This is a genomic window from Clostridium sp. TF06-15AC (assembly GCF_003481165.1).
Taxonomy (GTDB): Bacteria; Bacillota; Clostridia; order Lachnospirales; family Lachnospiraceae; genus Otoolea; species Otoolea fessa.
On record NZ_QUKS01000010.1, the window covers coordinates 1 to 24876 of the forward strand.

A 24876-nucleotide genomic window follows, 5' to 3' on the forward strand; every position below is an offset into this window, starting at 1 on the left:
CACGCGGCTGTTAACCGCGCTGTCGTAGGTTCGAGTCCTACTCGGGGAGTTTTAATTTAATATCTGGCCCCATGGTCAAGCGGTTAAGACATCGCCCTTTCACGGCGGTAACACGAGTTCGAATCTCGTTGGGGTCATTTATGGCGACATAGCCAAGTGGTAAGGCGTGGGTCTGCAACACCCTGATCACCAGTTCAAATCTGGTTGTCGCCTCTGAGGAATCATCGAAAGATGGTTCCTTTTTTTGTGCCTGGAAAGCCTTATTTTACAAGGGTTTCCGGGATTTTAACCCTTAAAATAACTGTGAAATATCTATAGGAAAATTTCCTTGTAAATTTCCGTTAGAGGTCATTTTTTACTGCTCCTGAACGAAAAATAAGGCACCAATAGGGCACCAAATTTTTCAGCCATTTATTGGATGGCTATACCAGAGTCTGTACGGCAGAAAATGCACGCTCCAGGCTGGTATGAACGTAGGTATCATAAGTGATTTTCACGGAGGAATGTCCTAATAGCTGACTTACTACCTTAATGTCTACACCGGCTTCTATCAACTGACTGGCGAATGTATGGCGCAGTGCGTGAATTGTTACAGGCGTGATGCCAAGCGACCGCTGCATATTTTGAAAGATGTGATAGAAAGAACTTTGAACCACCATCTTTCCAGTTGATGTGCAGATTACGAAATTGCTCTGAATCCGTTTCCTGTCATGCAATTCTTTTAGATGGCTAAGAGCAGCCAGCGCTTTATCGTTCAGGGGAACTTGGCGAGTTCCAGAACGGGTTTTCGTAGAAACGATAATTTGTTTACTTCCATGTGCATTGATGCCATCACGGTTTTTGATTCTGGAAGCATTTTGTGATACGGTCAGTGTCTTGGTTTTGAAGTTGATTTTATCCCATGTCAGTCCGAGTGCTTCGCCGGAGCGCAGCCCGGTATTGGCAATTAGCACATAGGCGGAAGCGTACCAGTATCGCGGTTCTCCGCTTGAATAGAGGCAATACTGCGCTTTTTCAAGCTTTGCTAAATCTTCGCTTGATAATATCTCAATTTCTTTTGGCTGAATCGCCATATTTTCCTGTTTGGGGAGCTGTACCCCGTCAACTGGATTGTATCCGATATCACGGACGGCAACAGCATATCGGAAGCAATTATTCAGGAGGTCATAGACCTTCTTTAGAGTTGAATAAGCTAACGATGATGTGTATGAATTGATTAAGGCTTGTATTTCCATGCTGGTAAGGCTTCCTAACTGACTGCGGCCTACCGGAGAATGCTTGATCTGCCGGTTGTAAGTGCGTTCCAGACGATCGTAGGAAGCTGGTTTCATGGTGTGCCGTTTTACATTTTCAAGCCATCGCTCGATATAGGTGTTGACGGTCTCCTTGCGCGCAATTATTTCATGCCGCTGTGTTTTTTCATAAAATTCATTAAGGTTCTTTTGAACATCTTTTTCAGAGGTTCCGGTATAATAATATGTATCGTATCCGGTAATACGGATGCGCCCAAGATAAGAACCATTTGCTTTCTTCTGGATGTTTCCAGCGCCTTTTCTTTTTCGGGTACTTGTAGTAGATGGCATTTTAGTGCTCCTTTCGTCTAAAGGTGCGGATTGTGACGAGTAACAGATGTCACAATCCGCCGCTGTTAAAAATCAATATAAAATTTCTTTTCCTGCATTTTCCAGAACCCATCGCTGGATTGCTTCATCGCTGGTAACATACTGGCGACCGACTTTCACAACCGGAAGGACACCTGCGAGCAGCAGCTGCCGGAGCTTTGTTTTCCCAAATGGAAAGATCGTTAATAAGTCGGAAAATGAATATAAATTGCTGTAAACCATATCAAAATCTCCTTTCTGTGTATTTCACAGATATGATGTATAATCTAAAAAATGAAATTTACCTGTTGCCTAGTCATCCCATTGTTTTACCCGGATACCTGTAAGAGCAGCCATTGGATTTTTCCCTGTTTCATGCCGCCTTTTGGTAGAGCATCCATTGATATTGGAGCAAAACCAGCTGATGAACGTGTGGTAGCGCAGGGGAGAAAAATCGGACTCCTCACAGAAATTACAATAAATCTCGTATAACTGTCGGGAGTAAACCATATCGGTCGGTTCTCCAGTGACCTCTAGGTATTCTTCTACAAATAGCGGAATACTTTCTATAGAGTCACACTCTTGATACCGCCAGCGTTCTTTTATCTTGTCCGCAGCTTCACAGGGAGAGAAAATGTAATGGTTATTGACTACATTGCTCAAAGCTCGTAGACAGATGGATATAATGTCATCTTTTTCCTGTAGCAGCTTACGGGAAAGCTCTGTATCTGCGTCTTCCTTTTCTATGGTGTAAAGAAAAGGAATTACGATCATACGTGCCCAGAAAGCATCGTCTTCATCAGAACGTGAAATCGTAACGGGATAGTTGCTTGCGAATAGAAAGCGTATTGTGCTGTGAATATCCCGCAGTTTGTCATATTTTCGTTCTATTGAAATGCTGTCCCCACCGGTAATCTGTTTGATGATAGATACGACGATGGGGGTAAATTTTCCTTTAGGGAGATCCAGAGATAGATTGAGAAGTTTTCCCTGAATATCGCCCATTGAAAAACGTCCGGGAATCTGGGCAATGGATTTACTGGTAACCAGTTTACTGCCAAGTGTTTTCTGAAGAAATTCGCCTAACGTACTTTTACCGCTGTTTGGAGCAGTTCCCATTACAAAGAAACATTTCCCCTTATTACAGGAAGAAAGTAAATACCCCATGGATTCTATAATTCGAGTTTTAATTTCAGGATTCCCACCGCTGATAGTAGATAGGAATCCATCAAAACTCTGGCTTTCAGGATCTTCTATCCAGTCGGCATCCAGCGAATAGAAAATAAGAAATTTCTTATTATGAGCAAGAAGTTTCATTTTTTTCAAATTCAGGACACCGTTTTTGAGACTGACATAATTAGCGGATTTCTGGATTTTTTCCTCATAATCATCTGGAATCAGGCGTTCGTCTACCCGCATATAGGTAAATAAATCGTCAAATTTTTTTCTCGAATAGCTGGAGAACGCATCCTGTCTGACTTTCGAGCGGACAACCCTCAGAAGATCTTCGGAATCCTCGATAATCTGATAGCATTTACCTGTATAATAATAAAGACAGTTATCATGCAGGATGATAGTCAGAGCTTTGGTAATAGCATTCGCTATCTGGTCTATGTTCATTGAAGATTTATTTTTGCCTGACATCAGTGTTTGGGGTGCCACGGGGATTACTGTAGGCTGTAGCACTGATACAGGTGCTATTTTTTCTGCCGGAGGATTCGGAGAAGGCTTTACTGATATCTCATCCTCGTTTGGTGGAATGGATGAGTTGATAAGATTTTGGAAAAAATCATCCTCATCAGGTTCAAATTTTGATTTTTTAGTTGACCGGTTGCCAAGTCTTCGCGTTTTATCCGTTTTTTTTGCTTTTTTCTTCGGAGCATTTTCTTTATGTTCCGTGGACAGCAAGAGATTGTCCGATAGATTTTCTGTGTATTCTGTGTCATGTAACGCTTGATGAAAATCTTCGGTAAAATCCCCCCAAATATTTTCGGAGTTATTTTTTGAGTCTTCTGTTCTGGATTTCAAGCCTTTATCAGAAGGAGTATTCCATGTAGTCATTTTCATCTTCCTCCACGGTAGAACCATCTTTATCTTGCATAAACAGAGTCAATAAGGTACAGAGTGAAGAAAATCCCTCTTCATTATTTTCCTCCCGTGTAAAGACCTGTTTATCATGAGAGAAGAAAAAAGCGATGCCATATTCTTGATTTTCAACGAACCCGTGGATGGAAAAATCCTCTGGAAAGAAAAAGTCTTTGCCATTATTCAAAATAAACTGCGATTCGGATGTTTCGGTTGATTTAACGGCAATTCCCATTTTCTTTGAATTTTTAATCCATATCATTAAGGATGTAGGACAAGATACATATTCTCCATCTTGGACAGACCAGATCATAGAAGAGTGGTTCTGCCTGATACAGATATAGGCATTGCTTATTTTTGAACAATCATAAACATCCAACTTAGCAGCAGCGCCCTTGTTGAGAAGCTGGAAGAGAATAGCAGAACTCTTAGGCTGCTTTGCTGCCTCTACTCCTGCCAAAACAGCGTTTTTTGTTTCGATTGATGTTTCGTTCATATTTTTTTATATAGGTAGCACAGTTCCGGAGCTGCGTTACCGTTCCTCCTTATATTTTAAATTTTCTTCAGCACTGATGATGGGGATAGTATAGCAAAGGAGGCAGAAAAAAACACGTGGGAGATTTTTTGTCAAAATCTCCCACGTTTGAAATACATTGCAGATGCATATTTTTGAACTGTTTTATGAGGCTAAATTCAAGGATGTCAAGCTAATTTTAGATGATATTATAAAATTTAGCCATAATTTCAAAAGCCTCTGGATGATTCTTTTGTTCATTCATCAAGGCATCCTTCCATACCTGACGGTGGCGGCTGTTTTTGGTTCGTTGCTTTTTACTTTCGGCGAGTGTTCTCTTCATTGAACTATCCTCCCATTCATCATGTTCATCAAGTGCTTCCGGACAATGTTCGCGTACATACTGATTTAATCGTTCGGCACACCCGGAGACGATACGTAGCTCAGCCTCTTTATTCATCGCGTTCTGAAATTCTTTGGCTCGTTTTTTGCGGATAGCGATAAGGCTATCTTGTGCGTTGGATATAACGGAATCGAGCTGGGAAGCGGTGGTATGAAGCCACTGATAGTAGTCGTTGAGAATGACACCATCAAGTGAATGCGTTACATCCTCTAATGTGATAGCGGAAGTACACATATTAAAAATTCTTTTCGAAAAAAATTGTTTGAACGCCATGATTGGATACTGTGTTGCGATTTGTATGGTCTGCTCAAATTTCTTTTTGGCATCCTTAGAGATAGTCTCTAGGCGATTATACATTTCAAGAAATCCCTCGACAGCAAATCTCAGTTCGGCAATGAGTTCATCCGAATGCTGGAATTTGCAAAAATATTCGCGGTTGAGATTTTCGAAATTACGCTTATCAAGCGGATAATTAAACGCCTTTTTCAGAGCTTTTATCCAGGCTTGTTTTGTGCGGTAATGATTAACCAGCGTAACGAGAAAATCACGATCAGCGAAAGTAAATTGATATTCACCGTTTATTTTGAAATCTTCGATAAAATCCTCGATGCAGAATATCCGCACAATATCACGGAAATCTTTGGTAAAGTCCTGGCGGGCTTGTTCAAATTCTGCGACCGGAACGGAAGCTGCTTTTTTGCCTGTAGGAATTTCTTTCTCAAGAAGCTCTTCAAGCGTGAAGTCGCTGTAAGGCGGTTCATTCTTATAATACTCGTAGACAACCTGAATAAAGTTAATTGTTCTTTCCATATGACTACCTCCCTAGTAAAATGATTTCCTGTGAGCTTAGTATAGAACGGTTGAAGAAATTTTCAACTTGTTTTGATCGCGCAATTCGTCACATCGCAGTTTCTTGAAGAAAAAAGTATGTGTCAATGTGCCGGGGAAACCTTGATTTTATTAGTAAAAATGGTTGGTTGAGATAATTATGGGCGCGGACAGAAGAAAATTGTATTTTAATTAATACAAAATGGGGAAAAGGTAAAAAAGTTCTGGCACATTGACACATCGGCACATTTTTTAATATTTATGATAAATATATTCCAGCACGGCAGCTTTAGGAATTTTCCAGCGTGTGCCGATTTTAAAACCTTCAATTTCTTCGTTATGGAGTAAATCCAGCAAGGTGTTTTTTCCTATCTTTAAGAGTTCCTGACATTCTTTAAAGGTCAGGATATCCGGTGTTTGTTCGAACATAGAATCATTCCTTTCAAAAAATAATTTGGGCTGTGGTAGTCCTCATTGGTTTATATGAGTGTTTTTCCCTCCGGCTGTTGCGTACTCTTCGATTTTGAAATCATACATCATTTGTTTGAATCAAAGAAAATCAGAAAGCGAGGATACAAAATGAAAACAGGAGCACAAATTTTGAAACTAATGGGAAAAGCATCGGCACAGCTGATTATTTGGCTGGCACACAGACTGGAAGGAGGAAACTAAGATGGCAGCAAATGTGGAGACAATGTTTTATACGAGAACGAAACCGTGGCATGGTCTGGGAACCATGGTGGAAGAAGCACCAACATCGGGGGCGGCGTTAGAACTGGCTGGTTTGGACTGGAGAGTGGTTCAGAAAAATCTGGTGACGGAGGAAGGGATCACCGTTCCGGGATTTCGGGCGAATTTAAGAGAGACAGATAATCAGGTGTTAGGTGTGGTAAGTGACCGCTACAAGGTAGTCCAGAATGAAGAAGCGTTTGCTTTTACGGATGAATTACTTGGTGAGGGAGTCACATATGAAACGGCGGGCAGTTTGCAGAATGGTCGCCGGACTTGGATTTTAGCGAAACTTCCCACCCGCTATATTATCAGTGGGGATGAGATTACGCCGTATCTGGTATTCATGAACAGCCATGACGGAAGCGGGGCAATTAAGGCAGCTATGACACCAATTCGTGTTGTGTGCCAGAATACGTTGAATCTGGCGCTATCAACGGCGAAGCGGTGCTGGGCGACCAATCATACGGGAGATATCCGGGGAAAATTGGAAGATGCGAAGAACACGCTGCTTTATGCGGATAAATATATGGCGGAACTGGGAAAGACGATTGATTATCTGAATCAACAGAAATTATCCGATCGTCAGGTGCTGGAATACATAGATTCTATGTTCCCATTGCTGCTGAATCCGTCGGAACAACAGGTAAAAAATATTATGCGTATGAAAGAGGATATGAAAGCGAGGTATTTTGATGCGCCAGATTTACAGCATATAGGAAAGAACGCATATCGTTTTATCAATGCGGTATCTGATTTTGCGACTCATGCCAAGCCGCTGAGAACGCGGAGCGGTTACCGGGAGAATTTATTTGCCCGGACAGTGGATGGGAATGCGATGATAGATAAGGCGTATGAAATGGTAAAAACGGCATAGTGGTAAAAATGAGAGTATCCGTCCAGAAGCGGGTACTCTTTTTCTTTTGCCCATTTGAGAAAAATCAGGAGGGATGAGACATGATCGGAAATAAAATTCGTCTTTTAGAAGCCAGTGAAATTGAATGCAGGGTCGGAAGTATAGGGAAAAATGGCTTGAGTTTGCTTCTATATAAAGATGCCCGTGTGGATCAAAAGATTTTGGATGAATGCTTTTCTCCATGTGGGTGGAAAAGGACGCATCAGGAGATAGGCGGAAATCTGTATTGTACGGTAGAGGTGTGGGATGCCGAGAAACAGCAATGGATAGCCAAGCAGGATGTAGGGACGGAAAGTTACACGGAAAAAGAAAAGGGACAGGCATCGGACAGCTTCAAACGTGCCTGTGTCAACTGGGGAATTGGGAGAGAGCTATATTCGGCTCCGTTCATTTGGATTCCGGTAGAGAAAGCAGCGATTTCATATGATGGGAAAAGATATATAACATCTGAACATTTTCGGGTGTCAGCTATCAGCTACACATTAAACCGGGAAATAGAAAGTCTGGAGATCTGTAACGCCAAAGGAGGCGTCGTATTTAGAAAGCAGTCAGCAGGAACTTCTTCTAACAAGCCAGGAAGAGTGTCTGAAACAGCCAGAGCACATCTGTCGGATAAGATGCGGCGGGATTTGCAAAAAGAATTAGAGCGAACAGGGATTTCACTGGAACAGGTATTGGCACGTTATCATTTAGAAAGGATTGAGCAGATGAAGCCGGAGCATTATCGGGATGCGATGAGTGGACTGAAAAAGTCGAACCCCGTAGCGGCTGCCTAAAATGGGACAAGGAAAGGAGAAATAGTTATGTGTAAGACAATATCAACAATGGGAATGGAGCATGAGGAATGGTTGAGGTTGCGGAAAGGAGGAATCGGAGGTTCGGACGCTGGAGCTGTGTGTGGATTGAATCCATATAGAAGTCCAATGGCGGTTTATTGGGAGAAGACAACGGATACGTTGGATTTATCGGATAATGAAGCAATGCGGCAGGGAAGAGATTTGGAAAACTATGTTGCACAGCGGTTTACAGAAGAGACGGGTAAAAAGGTGCGGCGTTCTAATAAGATGTATTGGAGCGAAACGCATCCGTTTATGTATGCGGATGTGGATCGGCTGCTTGTGAGGGAAGATGCAGGTCTGGAGTGTAAGACGGTAAGCGCCTACAATGCGGGAAAATGGGAGAATGGAGCGATTCCTATGCATTATCTGATGCAGTGTATTCATTACATGGTGGTAACCGGAAAACGTACCTGGTATATCGCGGCGGTCATACTGGGACAGGGATTCGTATATTCTCGGATTGACTGGGATGAAGAAATGGCAGACCAGCTGATAGCATTGGAAGAGGATTTTTGGAAGAATCATATCTTGATGAGGCGGATGCCAGAACCGGATGGATCTGCATCATGTAGCGCTGTGCTGGAAGAATATTTTCATCGGTTCAAAAAGACGGAAACAAGAGAGCTGTCAGCGGCGATGGAAACAAAATTGAACCGCAGGCGGGATATTTCAGAGGAAATGAAACAGCTGGAGAGGGAAAAGGCGCAGATTGAGCAGGAGGTAAAGGTATTTATGGATGGATGCGGGGAGGCAAACAGCGAACATTACCGGGTAGTGTGGCAGGAAATTGCTTCAGAACGCTTGGATATAAAACGTCTGAAGCAGGAGAAACCGGAGGTCTATCGGGAGTATGTGCAGAGTAGGAAAAGTAGCAGGTTTACGGTTAAGGTAGCATAGAAAATGAAAAAGTCAGGGAGACTAGGTAAAAGTAGTCTTCCTGATTTTTTGTTATTAAGTGTGTTGAGATTGGATGTGAAAAATATAGATGAAAATTTCAAATGATAATTTCTCTGCAATAGAGATAAAATGGTGGATAAAGAGGTGATGCTTTAGCGTATGAAGCGATATTCAGGAATATATGGTGAATTATTGTCAATAACAGACGAAAATACGATATTGAAAATTTACGAGCAATATAATGGAACAACCATTACGTTCCCTAAAAAATTATACAGTAAGGGTTTTGTTCAGAAATACATATGTGAAAATTATGGAGTTCAGTCAATACAAGAAATATCTAGGTATTTGAATTTGAGTTCAAGGAGAGTAATGCAAATAGCTAAAGAAGAGGGGGTTACCAAAGCAAAAACGAATGCCCAAGAGGAAATTTATTAGTTTTAGAAGGGGAGAATTTTATTAAAACGGAGGAGAAAGTATTATATGCAAATTATTTTGATATTATTGGTGATAGGAATCGGTATATGGATTATAAAAGGGATGAGGTACTTAATGATACGATTGCTCATCCAGAGTTAGAGCAAATATTGCAGAATATGTTTAGATCTGGAGAACCTAGGAGATATGCAAGGGTAGCAATTATGGATGAGGCAATAGTGATAGTAATGAGAAAACGTAGAAGAATTACAATGCAAGAGTATAAGACTGCAATAGAAAGATATTTGGCTAAAATAGCCTAATTTCTTCGTGTAGTACAGATAAAACAAGAATATATACTAATTAGATTTGTACGAATTGTGACTCAAAAATTAAGATAAGGGGGTAGATGGCGTGGAAAATAGGAAAATTAATTATTGCCCTAAATGTGGAAATAAATTAACAGGAGGCGAACGGTTTTGCAGTATATGCGGAAACCCGTTGTTAGATAATTTCCAGACCGAAAATATGATAGTTTCTCAAAATTATGAAAAAAAGGATGAAGAGAAAAAATCTCTTGGGAAATTGAAAAAAATATTACTGGGTATAGGTGCCGTGGTAGTTATGGTTGTGATAGTTATCGCTTTGAGTTTCCCACAAGAGTCGGAGGAAACAGTAAAAGTTCCGGAGGCTGAGAGTGCAGAAGAACAGTTGAACAGCGAAAAGAATGCGGATGGGTTAAAAACTTCGAAAAGCCAGTTAGACATTATTGGCACAATAACAAATATAGGTACGGTAGACCCTAAATTTGAACTATCTAGCAATCAAACGGAGTTTATTCAATCACATTTGGAACTGTTCCCTGCTTCAAATGAGTGTCTGGATGAGTTATCACAATATATTGATACCACTTTAGATTATTCTCATATGATAAAAAATCCAAAAGATATATCCGGCAGATTTGCTTTTATGGAGCAGTTGACCGTGCAGCAAATATGGGAAGAAAATTTTGGAGAAGGGGATTCGCCATATGATTATGTAACTTGTTTAAACTCATATGATGTAAATGGAAATTGCTATTATATTTATTATATAGGAAAACAGACACAAATAGTAGAAGGGGATTTTGCCAGGGTTGTAGCTATGCCAGTAGCATATAGTTCTTATAAAAATCTTGAAGGAACAGATGTGCTCACATTAGTAATGGTGGCATCCGTAATAGAAAATCAGGGAATAAGTGAAATTACAGGCGGATATTTTTCTGGTAAGTATCAGACACAGACGGCAGCGACAGTTCCTGCTGAAGAATATACAGAAAATGCACCCGTATCCAATGAAGTACCTGCGGGTAATTATGGTTCGGATCCATCAGCTTATGCAGGACGGTATGAAGGCGCTGGCTATACAATCGAGTTTAGTGTTGGTTCGGATATTGATACAGATGAAGTTGGTGATGTATGTGTTTATTATGGAGGTAATTGTGAGTCAGAGCATATTCCAGTATATACATGTACTAGCGCGGGAGATTGGAGTATATCAAATTATGATGCGGTTTATGAAATTCGTGAAGAAGGAAATCCTATGTATATGATGTTCTATGAAGCAAATGGAACTGTTTATATGGACTATAGCAGTCCCAATAGAAATGCTGGAGTTTTAGAGCTGGTACAGCGTTATATTTCTTAATGGAATTTGCATCATAGAAATATTAAAGCGCTTGTTTCAATAGGAGGCAAGCGCTTCTTTTGTACTATATAGAAGAAGGGAAGATTTTATGGAAAAACAGAGAAAGAAATGGTATTATTCATATCCGATGTTGATTTTAACGTTTTTTTTATTTTACCCAGCTTCATTAGTATTGACAATACTGAGATTTAAAGACAGAATTGACCAAGAAAAGGGATATAAAATAAGAAGTAAAATAGCTTTTATATGGAACATGGCATGGCTAGTTCTGTATTCAATGGCATTTCTAGAATGGTTTGTTGATTCGAAATGGGAGAGAGAATATCAGAAATATTTGAATGAAAAAAATTATTCATCCGCAAAAGAAGTGTTAAATAGTAAGGCAGATAAAGATGTGACAAAAGATGTGGCGGAAAAATATATAGAGTTATGGGAAGTTTCGGAAGATTATTCAGGAGCAGAAGAAGTCATAGAACGATATTCGGAAAAGCTGTCAGATATAGCGGATTTTGACGGAGCGCTTGAAAAAAAGATAACAGAGATAATGGATGAATTTTCAGCAGAACAGCAAGAAAAAATTCAGTTAATTCTGAATAATGTTGATGAGAAGAAAAAGGTAAATGAAAGCCTTGCACAAGAATCAGCCGAAGCTGAGAGCAGGAATCTGGAAGAGTCAATCGTAGCTGCAAGCAAGGAAAGGGAAGCGGAGATAGTAGCTGAGAGTAAAAAACAGGAAGAGTTGATAGCAGCCGAGAGTAAGAAACAGGAAGAATTGACCGCAAGGGAGAGCCAGGAAAAATTGGAAAAAGTCAGGGAAGCAGACATTGCGAAACAAGAAGAGTTTAGAAATCGGATGCAAGAGTTTGTAAATGAGTGGTCTGACGAATCAAATAAAAAATTGATAAAAAAATTGAAGAAGGAAGATGAGACACAGGTAAAGGAATTTCTGTTAGATAAAATGAAAACAGAAATGCGGGAAAATGATGTTTTGAGGCTTAAAAACATGCAGCTTTACTGTGAAATGTACCAAACCTTATATGGAGTGGAAGATATTAGGGAAATTATCAATCAGGTTAATCAGGTTAAAACTTTGGATGAAAAATTAAAGCAAGTTCAAAGTATAAAAATAGGAAAGAAAAGTTTTGATATATCAAAGGTGTATGATAGTTGCGCAACAGGGGAATGGTACATTTCACAAAGATTGGAAACCAAATATGATGATACCATTTCAGGCGATATTAGAAAGGAAGTTGACAGTTATCGACAGGTTGAAGGTAGTGAATGGGTAGGTGTAAATGTGACATATACGATGTACGGGCAGGATATAGGAGATGAAAAGGTTGTTTTCTATTCGTCTCAAAAAAATCCTTTTTCAAAATCAGGTTCCTATTTTCTTAGATATGTCGAGTCATCAGAAACAAAAACATTGATTAACGATAACGGATTTGAAAGGACGGTTCCGGTTTATTATTTGTTGGATGATACGATTGATCTCAATGAAAGATATGAAAATTGGTATAGAATTAAAGAGGAGAAACAGCAGGAGGAAGATAAATTAAAGCGTTTGGTTGCATTGAAATAAAATGTATTTCTTTTATATGAGATGAAATTATCTACACCTACTTTTTGCAAGAAGATTTTTTGACAGTCGCGACAAATTTCAAAGGCATTTGTTGACGAGATTGGGATGCGGCTGGCAGAAAATCGTCTTGCAAAAACTGGAAAATTTAAATATTGATATTTTGAAAGTAAGTGTATATAATAAAAGTAGGGAAAACCCTACTTTCCCTATTTTGAAATAGGAGGTGTTTTTATGCTTGCGAATACATTTATTGATAATGCGAAAGTAATGGCGAAAGGTCAGGTTACAATTCCAAAGGATGTACGTGAAATTTTGGGTGTCTCCAGCGGGGATAGAATTACCTTTGTTGTAGAGAATGGAAGCGTTAGACTCATTAATTCAGCCGTTTATGCAATGCAGATGTTACAGGCACAGATGGCAGGGGAGGCAGAAGAAGCAGGGCTTACATCGGATGAGGCGGTAATGGACTTGGTAAAAGAGGTTCGTGCGGAAAGTGAGGCATAATGAGAGTTCTGATTGATACCAATATTCTCATTTCGGCAGCGCTTAGCAGTACGGGTACACCTTTCAAGGCATTTGTGAAGGCGGTAACGTATCCGAATCACGGACTTGTCTGTGAACAAAACATAGATGAGATGCGGAGAATTTTTAATCGAAAATTTCCTAAAAAGATATCAGCTTTGGAACGATTTTTATCATTGTCATTAATGACACTGGAGATTGTTCCTACTCCGCTGGAAGAGCATAGTTCGGAAGAGCAGATAAGGGATGTGAAGGATCGACCGATTCTTCGGGCGGCGATTCATGCAAATGCAGATGTACTTTTAACGGGAGATAAAGACTTCTTAGAGTCTGGTGTAACAAATCCGAAGATTATGACAGCGACAGATTTTGTCCAATTATAAAAAATAAGGCACCAATAGGGCACCAAATGAGTGCACCGTGTCTGGGAACGTAGTATTTATGCGGCTTCCAGAGACTGGCGATCAAGGTCTGCAACACCCTGATCACCAGTTCAAATCTGGTTGTCGCCTCTGAGGAATCATCGAAAGATGGTTCCTTTTTTTGTTTTACAAGAATTTTCGGAATTTTAACTGTTTGATTAGCTGTGAAGTAAGATGGCGCTATCCGATTTTCACATCTTCTGCTATAATAGAATCATTCACGAAACGGCATTTTAAATAGCCGCGACAAAATTATTTTATAATATGGAGGAAGCGAAAATGGCAGAAAAATTACAGGAATACAGCCTGACCTGGGAAGTAACGGATGAGATGACGGCAAAGCGAATCGGAAGCGCAGGTTCCCAAATTTTGTCTACTCCGAATATGGTGGCCCTGATGGAGGCGGCAGCGCTGGAACTGGCGAAATCGTATCTGGAGGAAGGACAGACGACGGTCGGAGCGGAGATTCACTGTCGCCATCTGGCGCCGACGCCGTTGGGAATGAAGGTAACAGCGACTGCAAAACTCCGCAGCATTGAGCGCCGGAAAATGTGGTTTGATATTGAAGTAAACGATGAGAAGGGCAAATGTGGCGAAGGGTCCCATCTGCGGATCATGGTAAATTCAAAGGCGATGAGCGACAAGGCTGCGAGCAAGGCGGAATAAGGAGTATCAGGTTTAAGTATCATGCACGGAGATAAAGAAAAGTGACTGGTCACGTGTGTGTGCAGCAACATAGAAAGAGAGGCAGCGGTGCGGACAGAAACGATAGGGTGGATCATTGGCATTTTGATTGCGGCAGCGCTTGTCTGGTGGATTTACCGCAAAATAAAGAGGAAAATGCGGCAGCTGGCGAGTACGCCGGAGGTACAGGTGCTTCGGTATGTGGCAAAGCATTTATCGGAAGGTGATTTGACGCAGCCAGACGCATCCAAACCGCGTTCGCTGGCGGGAATGGACCGGCTGTGCCTGCCGCAGATTGCAAAAGATTTCCCGGAGTTTAACTGGAGCGAGTGGAAGGCTCAGCTCGAGACAGAATTGAGAAAAAAACTGGAAAAAGAGTATCAGAAGGTACATATCCACCGGACGGTCATTAGCCGCTATCAGAAGGAAAAAGGACTCTGCCGGATTCTGTGTGAGTCGGCGGTCGAGTATGAGGAAATGACTGAATATGAGAAAACGCCTGAGATGCAGTCAGAACTGCATTCGAATCTGATTCAGACGGTTTATGAGACGGAACTGGTATATGTCTATGAGGATGCGAAAACAGCAGGGGCAGAGGTTTCGCTTATCTGTCCAAACTGCGGTGCACCGATTCAGAAGCTGGGGTTGAAAAAGTGTGAATATTGTGGTTCCGTGCTGGAAGTCCAGAATAAGAAGGCATGGAGACTGCTGGAGATGCGGGAAAAGTAAGCAGATGATCTCACGGTAGAATCCGGTGATGGGGAGAGAATGCTCCCGGATAAATTGCAGAAGAGTTTTATATGGGGCAGGAGCTTCCTGATGGCTGCCGCGAAAGCGGACAACCATGCAGGTGGTTTCCTGCCATTTGTCTGTGCCCGGAACGGAGAAAGCTTCCGGCGAAATGCCGACATCGCCTTTCCAGGTCAGACCGCTGTTTCAGTCTGAGACTTGTCGAACTGGCGGATGGAAGTTTCAAGATCCAGATGGGAATGCAGCATTTATTCAGTTTCAACTGGATGTAAATTCATAACCAGCTTTTCCGGATGCCGTCTAATCCACCGTAATGCAATCAGGCAGATGGCAACGGAGATGAGAGATCCGATCGGCGCTGCGAGTCCCATCGGATACAGTGTTTCCGGGAAATAGCGGCATGCGAGCCATGCGAGCGGGATGCGCGCTACCACGATCGAGATGCAGTTGTGCAGGAACGACAGCCCGGACAGTCCGCAGGCGCAGAAGAAACCGCTGCAGCAGAAATGGATACCGGCGATCATGCAGTCCAGCACATAGCTCTTCATATACTGGGTTCCGAGCCGGACAACCTCTGCCTCATCAGTAAAGAGGGAGACGGCGGCACCGGCAGCAAATTGCATGGCGATTGCGATGATCAGCCCGAAAGAAAATGTGATGCAGATCGCGTAGCGCAGCGTCTGACGGGCACGCTCAGGTTTTCCGGCACCCAGATTTTGAGCGGAGAGGGCGGAAACCGTGGAGAGAAGCGAGGATGGAACCAGAAACAGGATTCCGATCAGCTTTTCAACGATTCCGACCGCCGCCGCATCATTTAATCCGCGCTGGTTGGCAAACATGGTAATAACCAGAAAAGAAACCTGTATAAAGCCGTCCTGAACTGCAACTGGGATTCCGACCTGCAGGATGGAGGCTATGGTAGTCTTATGTGGATGGAGGTCACGGAGACGAAAACCCGGAAACATCCGTTTTTTAATGATTACGACCAGGGCGATCAGGACACTGCACATCTGTGACAGGGTCGTGCCGAGCGCCGCGCCGGACGGACCGAGCGAAAACACGCCCATTAAAAGGTAATCAAGCGCAATATTGATAATACAGGCGATTGCAACGAAATACATCGGACTTTTGGAGTCTCCCATGCCGCGGAAAATAGAGCTGATGATATTGTAGGCGGTGATGAACGGGATGCCGGCAAAGCAGATCATCAGATATGCCGCGGTGCCGTTTACCGCTTCCTCCGGGACAGACAGCAGCCTGATAATGCCGTGAACCGTCGTCAGCAGAAGTCCGGTCAGAAGAATGGACAGACCTGCAAATAAGGAAATCGTGTTACCGATGCCGCGCGCCGCAAGCTTCCGGTCACCCGCGCCGACCGCGCGTCCGATGAGAACCGTTGCGCCCATCGCCAGACCAACGATCATAACCGTCAGCATATGCATGACCTGACTGCCGACCGAGACCGCCGTCGTCCCATCCACACCGCCAAACTGCCCGATAATAAACAGATCCGCCATGCCGTAGAGTGTCTGCAAAAAATAAGATAACAAATATGGCAGGGAGAAATAGATAACTGTTTTCAGCACACTGCCGGAGGTGAGATTCTTTTCCATGAATAAATCCTCGTCTTTCTGGTAAAAATAGATGACTCTGCCGTCGGCCGTCAGAAAGAAAACGCCGCAGAAATCATTTTCTGAGTATAGTTTATCAGAAATAACTATAATGTCTACAATAATTATAGAGTCAAGGGAAGAAAATCCTTGTTTTTAAGTAGGAAATTTGTGGTATAATATGAGCACTTAGCGAGGTGTTTTCGAGCTTAGTGCGAGTCATACCTAAATACTTAATGAAGCAGAGCCAAAGGCGATAGCTGAATTTAGTATTTATGGTATAATATGAGAAGGCAAATAAAACCCACTTTGATTTTACACAGGAGGTTTCATGAGTTTAGAGTTTAAAAAAATTGAAGTTAACAGTATCCAGAAGATGCTTCCGTTTTACGCGATGCGCCACAATATGACGTGCGACAGCGTATTTCTGGAGAGCTATGTCTGGAAAGATTATTATAATGTCCGTTATGCAATCTGGGAAAATAAGGCGCTTTTATGGCTGATGGAGAATGAAGGACGTTGTTTTTCCGCGATGCCGCTGTGCCGGGAGGAAGACCTGCCTGGGGCGTTTGCGGCGATTGAGGAGTATTTTAATGAAGAACTGGGATATCCGCTGGTTATCAATCTGGCGGATGAGTATGCAGTGAAATATTTAAATCTGCCGGAGGACAAATATCTGGTGGAAGAGCAGGTCGATTCGAGGGATTATCTCTACAACGGCGATGCGATGCGTTCCCTGGCGGGAAAGAAACTGCATAAGAAGAAAAACCGCGTCAACGCATTTAAGCGCGAATATGAGGGGCGCTATGAGTACCGCCGTCTGTGCTGTTCGGACAGCCACGATGTCTGGGTTTTTCTGGACCGCTGGAGACAGCAGAAGGGCGAGGAGGTCGAGGAACATCTCGATTATGAGGTAAAGGGCATTCACGATATTCTGAAAAATTGTTCAGAATTCAGCATCCACATGGGCGGCGTGTATATCGACGGTCAGATGGAGGCATTTACGATCGGAAGCTACAATCCGGTGGAACATATGGCGGTTATCCATATTGAGAAGGCAAACCCGGAGATCAACGGTCTGTACCAGTTTATCAACCAACAGTTCCTGATAGAGGAATTTCCTGAGGCTGAGTGGGTCAACCGCGAGGACGATATGGGATTAGAGGGACTCCGGAAGGCGAAAATGACGTATTATCCGGCGGATTATGCACGCAAATATCTGGTAGAACAGCTGTTAAACGGCAGCAAGGGCTATCACTGGGCGGAGCAGATCGCCAATACGACGGCGGGAAGTGTGCTGACGTATCTGGACGCGGAGGATAAGGACGAGACGAAGCATCTCTGGCATATGTGTTTCCCGGAAGATTCGGAGAGTTTTATCGAGTATTATTATAAGGAAAAGACGAAGGATAACGAGATTCTGGTGAAAAAGGATAATGGACTTCTGATTTCGATGGTGCAGTACAATCCGTATGCGGTGAAGCTGCGTGGACGCCTCTGGAAGCTTGATTACCTGGTCGGAGTAGCAACCGAGGAGAGCCGCCGCCGCGAAGGACATTTCCGGGACGTATTTGTGAAAATGCTTCACGACGAGGAGGCAGCCGGAAAGCCGATCACGTATCTGGTTCCAGTCAACCCGGCTGTGTATGCGCCGATGGGATTTACATTCATCGGAAATGTGGCATCCTATGAGCTGACCGAGGAGGCGAAAAAGACGCTGACGCGCACGGTGTGCCAGGATACGCCGGAGGACTGCGGGCGGGCTGCTGTCTATATGGAACAGTGGCTGGGCGCACGGTATGAGATGTATACGCGCCGGGATGCGGCGTATGTGAGCCGTCTCATCAAGGAGCTGGCTTCTGAAAATGGCACGTTGGAATTCCTGGAACAGGACGGCAGGCTGGTTGGCCTGGATGCCTACTGGGGCTGGGAAGTCCGTGAACATCGGCTTTTGTATGCGGAGGACGCATACACGGTCAAGACGGGCGAGAAGCTGTGGAATATGGCGCGCCTGACGAATATCGGGGCGCTGCTGGCGGCATTTGGCTTAAAACAGGCAGAGCAGCAGGGAGAAGAAAAACGTATGCTCACACTGGGCATCCGTATGAATGATCCGATTCTGGAAATGAACAACGGTGAGTTTGTCTGGACGATTGGGGAGACAGGTTCCAGCCTGAAGGCGCGGAAGCCGGAGCCGAATACCTGCGGCTGCACGGAAAATGTTTCCATATGGCTGGAGGCGAAGCCGGAAGAGCTGGTGAGCTGGCTGTTTGGCTGCCGGAAAGCGGAAGAAATCTGGGGCGGACAGCTTGAAAATAAGGGGCTGGCAGAGATTCTGGCACAGGTGGATACGGTGAACGGCGTGTATCTGGATGAGATTGTGTAGAGTGTGTGCTGTAATTGTATAGGATAGAGAATATGCTGATTTTATGTAAACTAATAGCAACCGCTTTTATGTTTTCAGAAAAAGGAGAGGAGAGTGCGTCAGATGGGAGAGACAGACACATTAAAAAAATGGATTAATGAGTCAAATTATATTGTGTTTTTTGGCGGGGCGGGTGTTTCGACCGAGAGCAATATCCCGGATTTTAGAAGCACGGACGGGCTGTACCATCAGGAGTATGACTATCCGCCGGAAACGATTTTAAGCCACAGCTTTTATATGAGAAAGCCAGAGGAATTTTACCGGTTTTACCGCAATAAGATGCTGTTCCCGAATGCAAAGCCGAACCGGGCGCATCTGGCACTGGCGAAGCTGGAGCAGGAAGGAAAGCTGAAAGCGGTCATTACCCAGAATATCGACGGGCTGCACCAGGCAGCAGGCAGCAAAGAGGTGCTGGAGCTGCACGGATCGGTGCTCCGCAACCATTGTACGCGCTGCGGCAGGTTTTACGGATTGGATGATATTTTGAAGATGAAGGGCGTGCCGAAGTGCGGCTGCGGCGGCGTGATCAAGCCGGATGTCGTGCTGTATGAGGAAGGACTGGACAATGAGGTAATTGAGCGGTCAATTGCCCATATCCGCAAGGCAGATATGCTGATCATCGGCGGCACCTCGCTGGTGGTGTACCCGGCAGCGGGGCTGATTGATTATTATCATGGAAATAAACTGGTTCTGATCAATAAATCAGCGACCTCGCGCGATGGTCAGGCGGATCTGGTTATCAGCGACAGCATCGGGAAGGTGCTGGGGGACGCGGTCGGAGTATAAGGTAGTAACAGGGGAGAGAGGAAATGGTATACGAGGTTGGAGATATTGTAAAACTCAAAAAGCCGCACCCGTGCGGCAGCCATGAGTGGGAGATCCTGCGGGTCGGCGCGGATTTCCGTTTGAAATGTGCCGGCTGCGGGCATCAGGTGATGATGGCACGACCATTGGTAGAAAAGAGTACCAGAGGACTGAAAAAAGCGGGAGAGAAGTCCGAATAAGAGCGGCGGGTGGGCGTACAGATGCAGGCAGCTTCATGATCTGGCAGTCAGTAAAAGAATGCAGTAAGAAGGGGCAGAAAGCCCGGAAAAAACGAGAAAATTTACATAGAAAATCTCGAAAAAGTGCTTGCCAAGCCGTTCCTTTTTTGGTATCATAGATATTCGGTAATATATAACACAAAAATCCTTACTCCCTGCTGGAGTCAGGGGGTCAGTGACCACAAGGAGGTAAGAAAGAGCATGAACAAATATGAATTAGCAGTTGTTCTTAGCGCAAAACTCGAGGACGAAGAGAGAGCCGCAGCGATGGAGAAAGTAACAGGTTACATCACACGTTTCGGCGGTACAGTAACTGACATTGATGAATGGGGCAAGAAGAGACTTGCTTACGAGATTCAGAAAATGAAAGAAGGATTCTACTACTTCGTACATTTCGAGTCTGATTCCGTATGCCCGAATGAGGTGGAGAACCACATCCGCATCATGGAGCCGGTTATCAGATACTTATGCGTAAGACAGGATGCGTAAGAGTAGATAAAGAAAGAGTGATCGTATGAATAAAGTAATTCTGATGGGCAGATTAACGAGAGATCCGGAAGTGAGATACTCTCAGGGCGAGAGAGCTATGGCAATCGCCAGATACACGCTGGCAGTAGACCGCAGAGGCCGCAGAGGCGGAAACGGAGACGACAGCGCACAGACAGCGGATTTCATTCCGTGTGTTGCATTTGACAGAGCAGGCGAATTCGCTGAGAAGTATTTTCATCAGGGAACCAAGCTCGTAGTAACCGGAAGAATTCAGACTGGCAGCTATACCAATCGTGACGGTCAGAAAGTATATACGACAGAAGTGATTGTAGAGGATCAGGAATTTGCAGAGAGCAAGAATGCGGCATCTGGCAACAGCGACGGCGGTTACCGTCCGGCAGAGCGCCCGGCTCCGTCCAGCGCAATCGGCGATGGATTCATGAATATTCCTGATGGAGTAGAAGACGAAGGCCTTCCGTTCAACTAGGTTCGGGAATCGGTCCCCCGGCGGACGGAGTGCGCGAGAGCGCCATCAGGCTGATGTGTGTGAAGGAGGAAAGACCAATGGCATTCAATAAAGGCGATAAAACAGACGCTTCCAAGATCAGAAGAGGCGGTATGCGTAGAAGAAAAAAAGTTTGTGTATTCTGCGGCGAGAAGAACGGCGAAATCGATTACAAAGATACAAATAAATTAAAGAGATACGTATCCGAGAGAGGAAAAATCCTTCCGAGACGTATCACTGGCAACTGTGCTAAACATCAGAGAGCTCTGACTGTAGCTATCAAGAGAGCAAGACATCTGTCCCTGATGCCGTATGTTTGCGAGTAATCCTTGTAAAATAAGGGTTTTTTAAGGGTAAAAGAAGATTTTTACTCAAATTTCACTCAATTATTGAGGATAAAAATGATTGGGATTCCATGTGAGAGATCATGTGGGATCCCTTTTTGTATAATAGGAAATTCCATGGAATTCCCTATTACACAAAAAGACAGATTTCAAAAATAAGTGCTTTACAAAAACGCTTTAGTATGCTAATATGGTAGCATACTAAAAAGCGAGACGGAAACCGGCAAAGGGAGAACGGCTTCCACTGTCTGAAAACGAGGAGGACACCAATTATGAAAAAGAGATTTGTGAGCGCAGCACTGGCTGCAGTAATGGCACTTTCCATGACCGCCTGTGGCAGCAGCAACAGCGCAGCAGAGACAACCGCAGCAGACACAGAGGCGGCTGAGAGCCAGGCAGAGGAAACCACCGCAGAAGAGGCGAAGACAACCGACGGCGGCACTCTGATTGTTGGTTTTGATCAGGATTTCCCGCCGATGGGATTTGTAGGCGATGACGGCGAGTACACTGGATTTGACCTGGAGCTGGCACAGGAAGTTGCAAAACGTCTGGGTCTGGAATATAAGGCACAGCCGATTGCCTGGGATTCTAAAGATATGGAGCTTGAGTCCGGCAATATCGACTGCATCTGGAATGGATTTACGATGACGGGTCGTGAGGATGATTACACCTGGACTGAGCCGTACATGGCAAACCAGCAGGTATTTGTCGTAGCCAATGATTCGGATATTAACAGCCAGGCGGATCTGGCAGGCAAGATCGTAGAGGTTCAGGCAGATTCTTCTGCAGAGGCAGCTTTAAAAGAGGCACCGGAACTGACCGCTACTTTCAAGGAGCTTCTGACAACCGCTGATTACAACACCGCATTCATGGATCTGGAGCAGGGCGCCGTTGATGCCATTGCGATGGACGTAATCGTAGCTGGCTATCAGATTCAGCAGAGAAACGCTGATTTCAAGATTCTGGACGATTCCCTTTCTGAGGAAGAATACGGCGTAGGCTTCAAGAAGGGCAACACCGAGTTAAGAGATAAAGTTCAGAGCACTCTGGAAGAGATGGCAGAGGACGGAACCTTACAGGAAGTTTCTGAGAAATGGTTTAGCAAGGACGTAACTACCATCGGCAAATAGTAATTAATCGTTGATTGTAAAAACGAAACATTATTAAATAATAGGAATAGGGACGGCTGTGAATGATTTCATGGCAGTCCCCATTCGCGGTTTATGTGTTTAACTGTGAAGTCACAGCACATTCCGTTACCGGGCACGTATGCGTGAACAGTAACGAATCTACATTTTAGAAAGCAGGTATGGGATAATTATGGGTAAGATGACACTCCAGCAGATGATTACACAGCTTGCGGGTGGTATGGCAGTCAGCACACAGATTTTTGTGATCACACTGCTATTTTCACTTCCGTTAGGACTCGTGATCGCGTTCGGGCGTATGTCGAAGAACAAGCTGATCCAGACGATTGTAAAAGTATATATTTCGATTATGCGAGGCACACCGCTGATGCTGCAGCTGATGGTGGTGTATTTTGGACCGTATTATCTGTTCCGCATCAAAGTCGGCAGCAGTTACCGTCTGTGGGCTACCTTCATCGGTTTTGTCATTAACTATGCGGCATATTTTGCCGAGATTTACCGCAGCGGCATCCAGTCGATGCCGGTCGGACAGTATGAGGCAGCGGAGATTCTGGGTTATGGAAAGGCACAGACCTTCTTCAAGATCATCCTGCCGCAGGTAATCAAGCGGATTCTTCCGTCGGTGACGAATGAGGTCATCACGCTGGTAAAAGATACGTCTCTGGCGTTTACGTTGAGCGTGGCGGAGATGTTCTCAATCGCCAAGGCGCTGGCGGCATCCCAGACGAATATGATGCCGTTTGTGGCAGCAGCCGTCTTTTACTATATTTTCAATCTGGTTGTGGCAGTTGCAATGGAATGGATTGAGAAAAAGCTGGATTATTACCGATAGAAGCGGGAGGAATGTGGAAAATGAACCTGTTAGAATTAAATCATGTGGAAAAATCATTCGGCGATCTGTCGGTTTTAAAGGATATTTCACTGAGTGTGAGCGAGGGCGAGATCGTGTCCATCATCGGACCGTCCGGCTCGGGTAAATCGACGCTTCTGCGCTGCGCGACGATGCTGGAGACGATGGACCACGGCGAGATCGTATATTTAGGAAAGAGAGCAGCCTGGACGGGCGCGGATGGCAAGGTCAGCTATGCGGATAAGAAGGACATGAAGGAGATCCGCAGCCAGTACGGTCTGGTATTCCAGAATTTTAACCTGTTTCCGCACTATTCTGTGCTGAAAAATATCACAGACGCGCCGATCCATGTGCAGAAGCGCGACAAGGAGACGGTTTATAAAGAGGCGCGCGAGCTTCTGAAAAAAATGGGTCTGGAGGATAAGGAGGACTATTATCCGTACCAGCTCTCCGGCGGTCAGTGCCAGCGTGTGGCGATCGCCCGTGCATTGGCACTGAATCCGAAGATTCTGTTTTTCGACGAGCCGACCTCCGCACTGGATCCGGAGCTGACGGGAGAAGTATTGAAGGTTATTAAGTCGTTAGCGGATCTGCACATCGCGATGGTGATTGTTACCCATGAGATGGCGTTTGCGAAAGATATTTCCCACCGCGTGATCTTCATGGCAGACGGACTCATCGTCGAGGAGGGCGCGCCGGAGAAGGTGTTTGCTTCGGATAATGAGAGAACGAAGAGCTTTTTGGGACGGTATGGGAAGATTCTGTAAGAAATAATTAGGGAAACGGAAGATGGGCGTTGCTGGTTTTGGAGTAGAAAATCGGCGACGCCCGTTTTTTATGGGGAAGCATTTTATGGGGAAGCATATAAGTGTTATTTGCAATTTTACAGTAAATGTGATACGCTTTTATCAAGTATTCCGATTTGCGAGGCAGTAGATACCTTTCAAAAAGGAATGGAACAGAAATAATCGAGTGTTCCGGCGATGCTGGAAGTGGTGAAAAGCGATGCTGACGTTTGAGACGGGTCTTGAAGGAAAGGGGAGCGGTTCATGGAGATTCGTATACCCTTTTTGAGATGGATGGAGTCCGCGTCTGCGCGGGCTCTTTTTGATCCATTTGCTCTATAGAAAGGCGGAGCTGGAAAAAGTGGTGCCTGTGGATGGAAGATTTTGCAGGACAGGATCGCAGCATGGTTTTTAGCAGAGATATTTGAAATGGTATCTGTTGTAGAGAAAAATTTGGACAGATAAACAGGAAGATATGAGGGAAAAACATGGAGACAGAATCAAGAGTTGCCGTGATCGGTATTGTGGTCGATCAGACGGGAGATACGGAAGAGTTGAATAAGGTACTGCATCAGTACGGGCAGTATATCGTAGGGCGGATGGGGATTCCTTACCACAAACGGAACGTGAATATTATCAGCGTCGTGATTGACGCGCCGGGTGATGTGATCAGTGCGCTGTCCGGGAAGCTGGGGATGCTGCGTGGGATTTCTTCGAAGGCGCTGTATTCGAAGGCGCCGGAAGCACAGGAATGAAAACGAGGTGACGGAATGACAGATTTTACACGCGCGGGGCTTCGACC

The 24876-nt window shown here is 44.3% G+C and carries 29 protein-coding genes and 2 tRNA genes; 24 read left to right on the forward strand and 7 right to left on the reverse strand.

Annotation, left to right across the window (positions count from 1 at the left end):
- The first annotated feature begins 65 nt into the window (after positions 1 to 65).
- Together DXC57_RS14640 and DXC57_RS14645 are read left to right on the forward strand one after the other, a co-directional pair.
- A tRNA-Glu gene (locus DXC57_RS14640) sits at positions 66 to 137 on the forward strand.
- Between the two features lie 5 nt (positions 138 to 142).
- Positions 143 to 213, forward strand: a tRNA-Cys gene (locus tag DXC57_RS14645).
- A 209-nt stretch (positions 214 to 422) separates the two neighbouring features.
- Here DXC57_RS14645 and DXC57_RS14650 read toward each other — a convergent pair.
- The 6 genes from DXC57_RS14650 to DXC57_RS14675 all read right to left on the reverse strand — a co-directional run bounded on the left by DXC57_RS14650 (position 423) and on the right by DXC57_RS14675 (position 5860).
- Positions 423 to 1583 (reverse strand): site-specific integrase, encoded by a 1161-nt coding sequence (locus tag DXC57_RS14650; protein WP_022358919.1) that lies wholly within the window; start codon positions 1581 to 1583, stop codon positions 423 to 425.
- Positions 1584 to 1655: 72 nt separating this feature from the next.
- Positions 1656 to 1844 carry a hypothetical protein gene (locus tag DXC57_RS14655; protein ID WP_022358918.1) on the reverse strand — a complete coding sequence of 63 codons (189 nt, stop codon included), beginning with the start codon at positions 1842 to 1844 and terminating at the stop codon, positions 1656 to 1658.
- 69 nt (positions 1845 to 1913) lie between these two features.
- Complete coding sequence (locus DXC57_RS14660; RefSeq protein ID WP_182457343.1) at positions 1914 to 3662, reverse strand: phage/plasmid primase, P4 family; 1749 nt, start codon at positions 3660 to 3662, stop codon at positions 1914 to 1916.
- On the reverse strand, positions 3637 to 4146 hold the full coding sequence (locus DXC57_RS14665) for a hypothetical protein (RefSeq protein ID WP_147354111.1): 510 nt from the start codon (positions 4144 to 4146) through the stop codon (positions 3637 to 3639). Before DXC57_RS14665 ends, DXC57_RS14660 begins: the two co-directional genes overlap by 26 nt.
- A gap of 253 nt (positions 4147 to 4399) precedes the next feature.
- Positions 4400 to 5413: a hypothetical protein gene (locus DXC57_RS14670; protein WP_118653318.1), complete on the reverse strand. Its 1014-nt coding sequence runs from the start codon at positions 5411 to 5413 to the stop codon at positions 4400 to 4402.
- A 270-nt stretch (positions 5414 to 5683) separates the two neighbouring features.
- Entirely contained in the window at positions 5684 to 5860 is a 177-nt protein-coding gene (locus DXC57_RS14675) for a helix-turn-helix domain-containing protein (RefSeq protein ID WP_022358914.1), read from the reverse strand.
- Between the two features lie 244 nt (positions 5861 to 6104).
- Between DXC57_RS14675 and DXC57_RS14680 the strand changes: the two genes are divergently transcribed.
- The 12 genes from DXC57_RS14680 (at position 6105) to DXC57_RS15845 (ending at position 15070) form a co-directional block, all read left to right on the forward strand.
- Positions 6105 to 7037, forward strand: coding sequence for a DUF932 domain-containing protein (locus DXC57_RS14680; RefSeq protein WP_118653320.1), 933 nt, complete (start codon positions 6105 to 6107; stop codon positions 7035 to 7037).
- Between the two features lie 80 nt (positions 7038 to 7117).
- Positions 7118 to 7852, forward strand: a complete 735-nt coding sequence (locus DXC57_RS15805) for a hypothetical protein (RefSeq protein WP_243101498.1) — start codon at positions 7118 to 7120, stop codon at positions 7850 to 7852.
- A gap of 27 nt (positions 7853 to 7879) precedes the next feature.
- Positions 7880 to 8812 carry a lambda-exonuclease family protein gene (locus DXC57_RS14690; protein ID WP_118653322.1) on the forward strand — a complete coding sequence of 311 codons (933 nt, stop codon included), beginning with the start codon at positions 7880 to 7882 and terminating at the stop codon, positions 8810 to 8812.
- A 159-nt stretch (positions 8813 to 8971) separates the two neighbouring features.
- Positions 8972 to 9250 carry a hypothetical protein gene (locus tag DXC57_RS14695; protein WP_118653324.1) on the forward strand — a complete coding sequence of 93 codons (279 nt, stop codon included), beginning with the start codon at positions 8972 to 8974 and terminating at the stop codon, positions 9248 to 9250.
- Positions 9251 to 9336: 86 nt separating this feature from the next.
- Positions 9337 to 9552 carry a hypothetical protein gene (locus DXC57_RS14700; RefSeq protein WP_118653326.1) on the forward strand — a complete coding sequence of 72 codons (216 nt, stop codon included), beginning with the start codon at positions 9337 to 9339 and terminating at the stop codon, positions 9550 to 9552.
- Between the two features lie 91 nt (positions 9553 to 9643).
- Positions 9644 to 10915, forward strand: a complete 1272-nt coding sequence (locus DXC57_RS14705) for a zinc ribbon domain-containing protein (protein WP_118653328.1) — start codon at positions 9644 to 9646, stop codon at positions 10913 to 10915.
- Between the two features lie 88 nt (positions 10916 to 11003).
- Positions 11004 to 12497 carry a hypothetical protein gene (locus DXC57_RS14710; RefSeq protein ID WP_118653330.1) on the forward strand — a complete coding sequence of 498 codons (1494 nt, stop codon included), beginning with the start codon at positions 11004 to 11006 and terminating at the stop codon, positions 12495 to 12497.
- A 231-nt stretch (positions 12498 to 12728) separates the two neighbouring features.
- Positions 12729 to 13001, forward strand: a complete 273-nt coding sequence (locus tag DXC57_RS14715) for an AbrB/MazE/SpoVT family DNA-binding domain-containing protein (protein WP_118653332.1) — start codon at positions 12729 to 12731, stop codon at positions 12999 to 13001.
- Positions 13001 to 13402, forward strand: coding sequence for a putative toxin-antitoxin system toxin component, PIN family (locus DXC57_RS14720; protein WP_118653334.1), 402 nt, complete (start codon positions 13001 to 13003; stop codon positions 13400 to 13402). The genes DXC57_RS14715 and DXC57_RS14720 overlap by 1 nt, the downstream gene beginning before the upstream one ends.
- A 318-nt stretch (positions 13403 to 13720) precedes the next feature.
- Complete coding sequence (locus DXC57_RS14725; RefSeq protein WP_182435066.1) at positions 13721 to 14107, forward strand: thioesterase family protein; 387 nt, start codon at positions 13721 to 13723, stop codon at positions 14105 to 14107.
- An 87-nt stretch (positions 14108 to 14194) separates the two neighbouring features.
- A complete protein-coding gene (locus DXC57_RS14730) occupies positions 14195 to 14854 on the forward strand; it encodes a hypothetical protein (protein WP_118653336.1) in 660 nt (219 codons plus the stop codon).
- 90 nt (positions 14855 to 14944) lie between these two features.
- A complete protein-coding gene (locus DXC57_RS15845) occupies positions 14945 to 15070 on the forward strand; it encodes a hypothetical protein (protein ID WP_270228607.1) in 126 nt (41 codons plus the stop codon).
- 53 nt (positions 15071 to 15123) lie between these two features.
- Here DXC57_RS15845 and DXC57_RS14740 read toward each other — a convergent pair whose 3' ends face one another.
- The gene (locus DXC57_RS14740; protein ID WP_107001797.1) at positions 15124 to 16488 is read right to left on the reverse strand and encodes an MATE family efflux transporter; all 1365 of its coding nucleotides are present in this window, start codon (positions 16486 to 16488) and stop codon (positions 15124 to 15126) included.
- A 328-nt stretch (positions 16489 to 16816) separates the two neighbouring features.
- On the opposite strand from DXC57_RS14740, the gene DXC57_RS15905 reads away from it, so the two are divergent.
- The 10 genes from DXC57_RS15905 (at position 16817) to DXC57_RS14790 (ending at position 24829) form a co-directional block, all read left to right on the forward strand.
- Complete coding sequence (locus DXC57_RS15905; protein ID WP_118538606.1) at positions 16817 to 18871, forward strand: GNAT family N-acetyltransferase; 2055 nt, start codon at positions 16817 to 16819, stop codon at positions 18869 to 18871.
- 102 nt (positions 18872 to 18973) lie between these two features.
- Positions 18974 to 19696: an NAD-dependent protein deacylase gene (locus DXC57_RS14750; protein WP_117796749.1), complete on the forward strand. Its 723-nt coding sequence runs from the start codon at positions 18974 to 18976 to the stop codon at positions 19694 to 19696.
- Between the two features lie 23 nt (positions 19697 to 19719).
- Positions 19720 to 19914 carry a DUF951 domain-containing protein gene (locus tag DXC57_RS14755; protein WP_022358896.1) on the forward strand — a complete coding sequence of 65 codons (195 nt, stop codon included), beginning with the start codon at positions 19720 to 19722 and terminating at the stop codon, positions 19912 to 19914.
- A 240-nt stretch (positions 19915 to 20154) separates the two neighbouring features.
- A complete protein-coding gene (gene rpsF, locus DXC57_RS14760) occupies positions 20155 to 20442 on the forward strand; it encodes a 30S ribosomal protein S6 (protein WP_107001800.1) in 288 nt (95 codons plus the stop codon).
- Between the two features lie 25 nt (positions 20443 to 20467).
- Positions 20468 to 20929, forward strand: coding sequence for a single-stranded DNA-binding protein (locus DXC57_RS14765; RefSeq protein WP_022358894.1), 462 nt, complete (start codon positions 20468 to 20470; stop codon positions 20927 to 20929).
- A gap of 77 nt (positions 20930 to 21006) precedes the next feature.
- Entirely contained in the window at positions 21007 to 21273 is a 267-nt protein-coding gene (rpsR, locus tag DXC57_RS14770; RefSeq protein ID WP_022358893.1) for a 30S ribosomal protein S18, read from the forward strand.
- Between the two features lie 290 nt (positions 21274 to 21563).
- Positions 21564 to 22421, forward strand: a complete 858-nt coding sequence (locus tag DXC57_RS14775) for an amino acid ABC transporter substrate-binding protein (RefSeq protein ID WP_118538604.1) — start codon at positions 21564 to 21566, stop codon at positions 22419 to 22421.
- Between the two features lie 199 nt (positions 22422 to 22620).
- Positions 22621 to 23271, forward strand: coding sequence for an amino acid ABC transporter permease (locus DXC57_RS14780; RefSeq protein WP_333489850.1), 651 nt, complete (start codon positions 22621 to 22623; stop codon positions 23269 to 23271).
- A gap of 20 nt (positions 23272 to 23291) precedes the next feature.
- Positions 23292 to 24056 (forward strand): amino acid ABC transporter ATP-binding protein, encoded by a 765-nt coding sequence (locus DXC57_RS14785; protein ID WP_022358890.1) that lies wholly within the window; start codon positions 23292 to 23294, stop codon positions 24054 to 24056.
- Between the two features lie 506 nt (positions 24057 to 24562).
- On the forward strand, positions 24563 to 24829 hold the full coding sequence (locus DXC57_RS14790; protein WP_022358889.1) for a TM1266 family iron-only hydrogenase system putative regulator: 267 nt from the start codon (positions 24563 to 24565) through the stop codon (positions 24827 to 24829).
- Positions 24830 to 24876 lie beyond the last annotated feature (47 nt).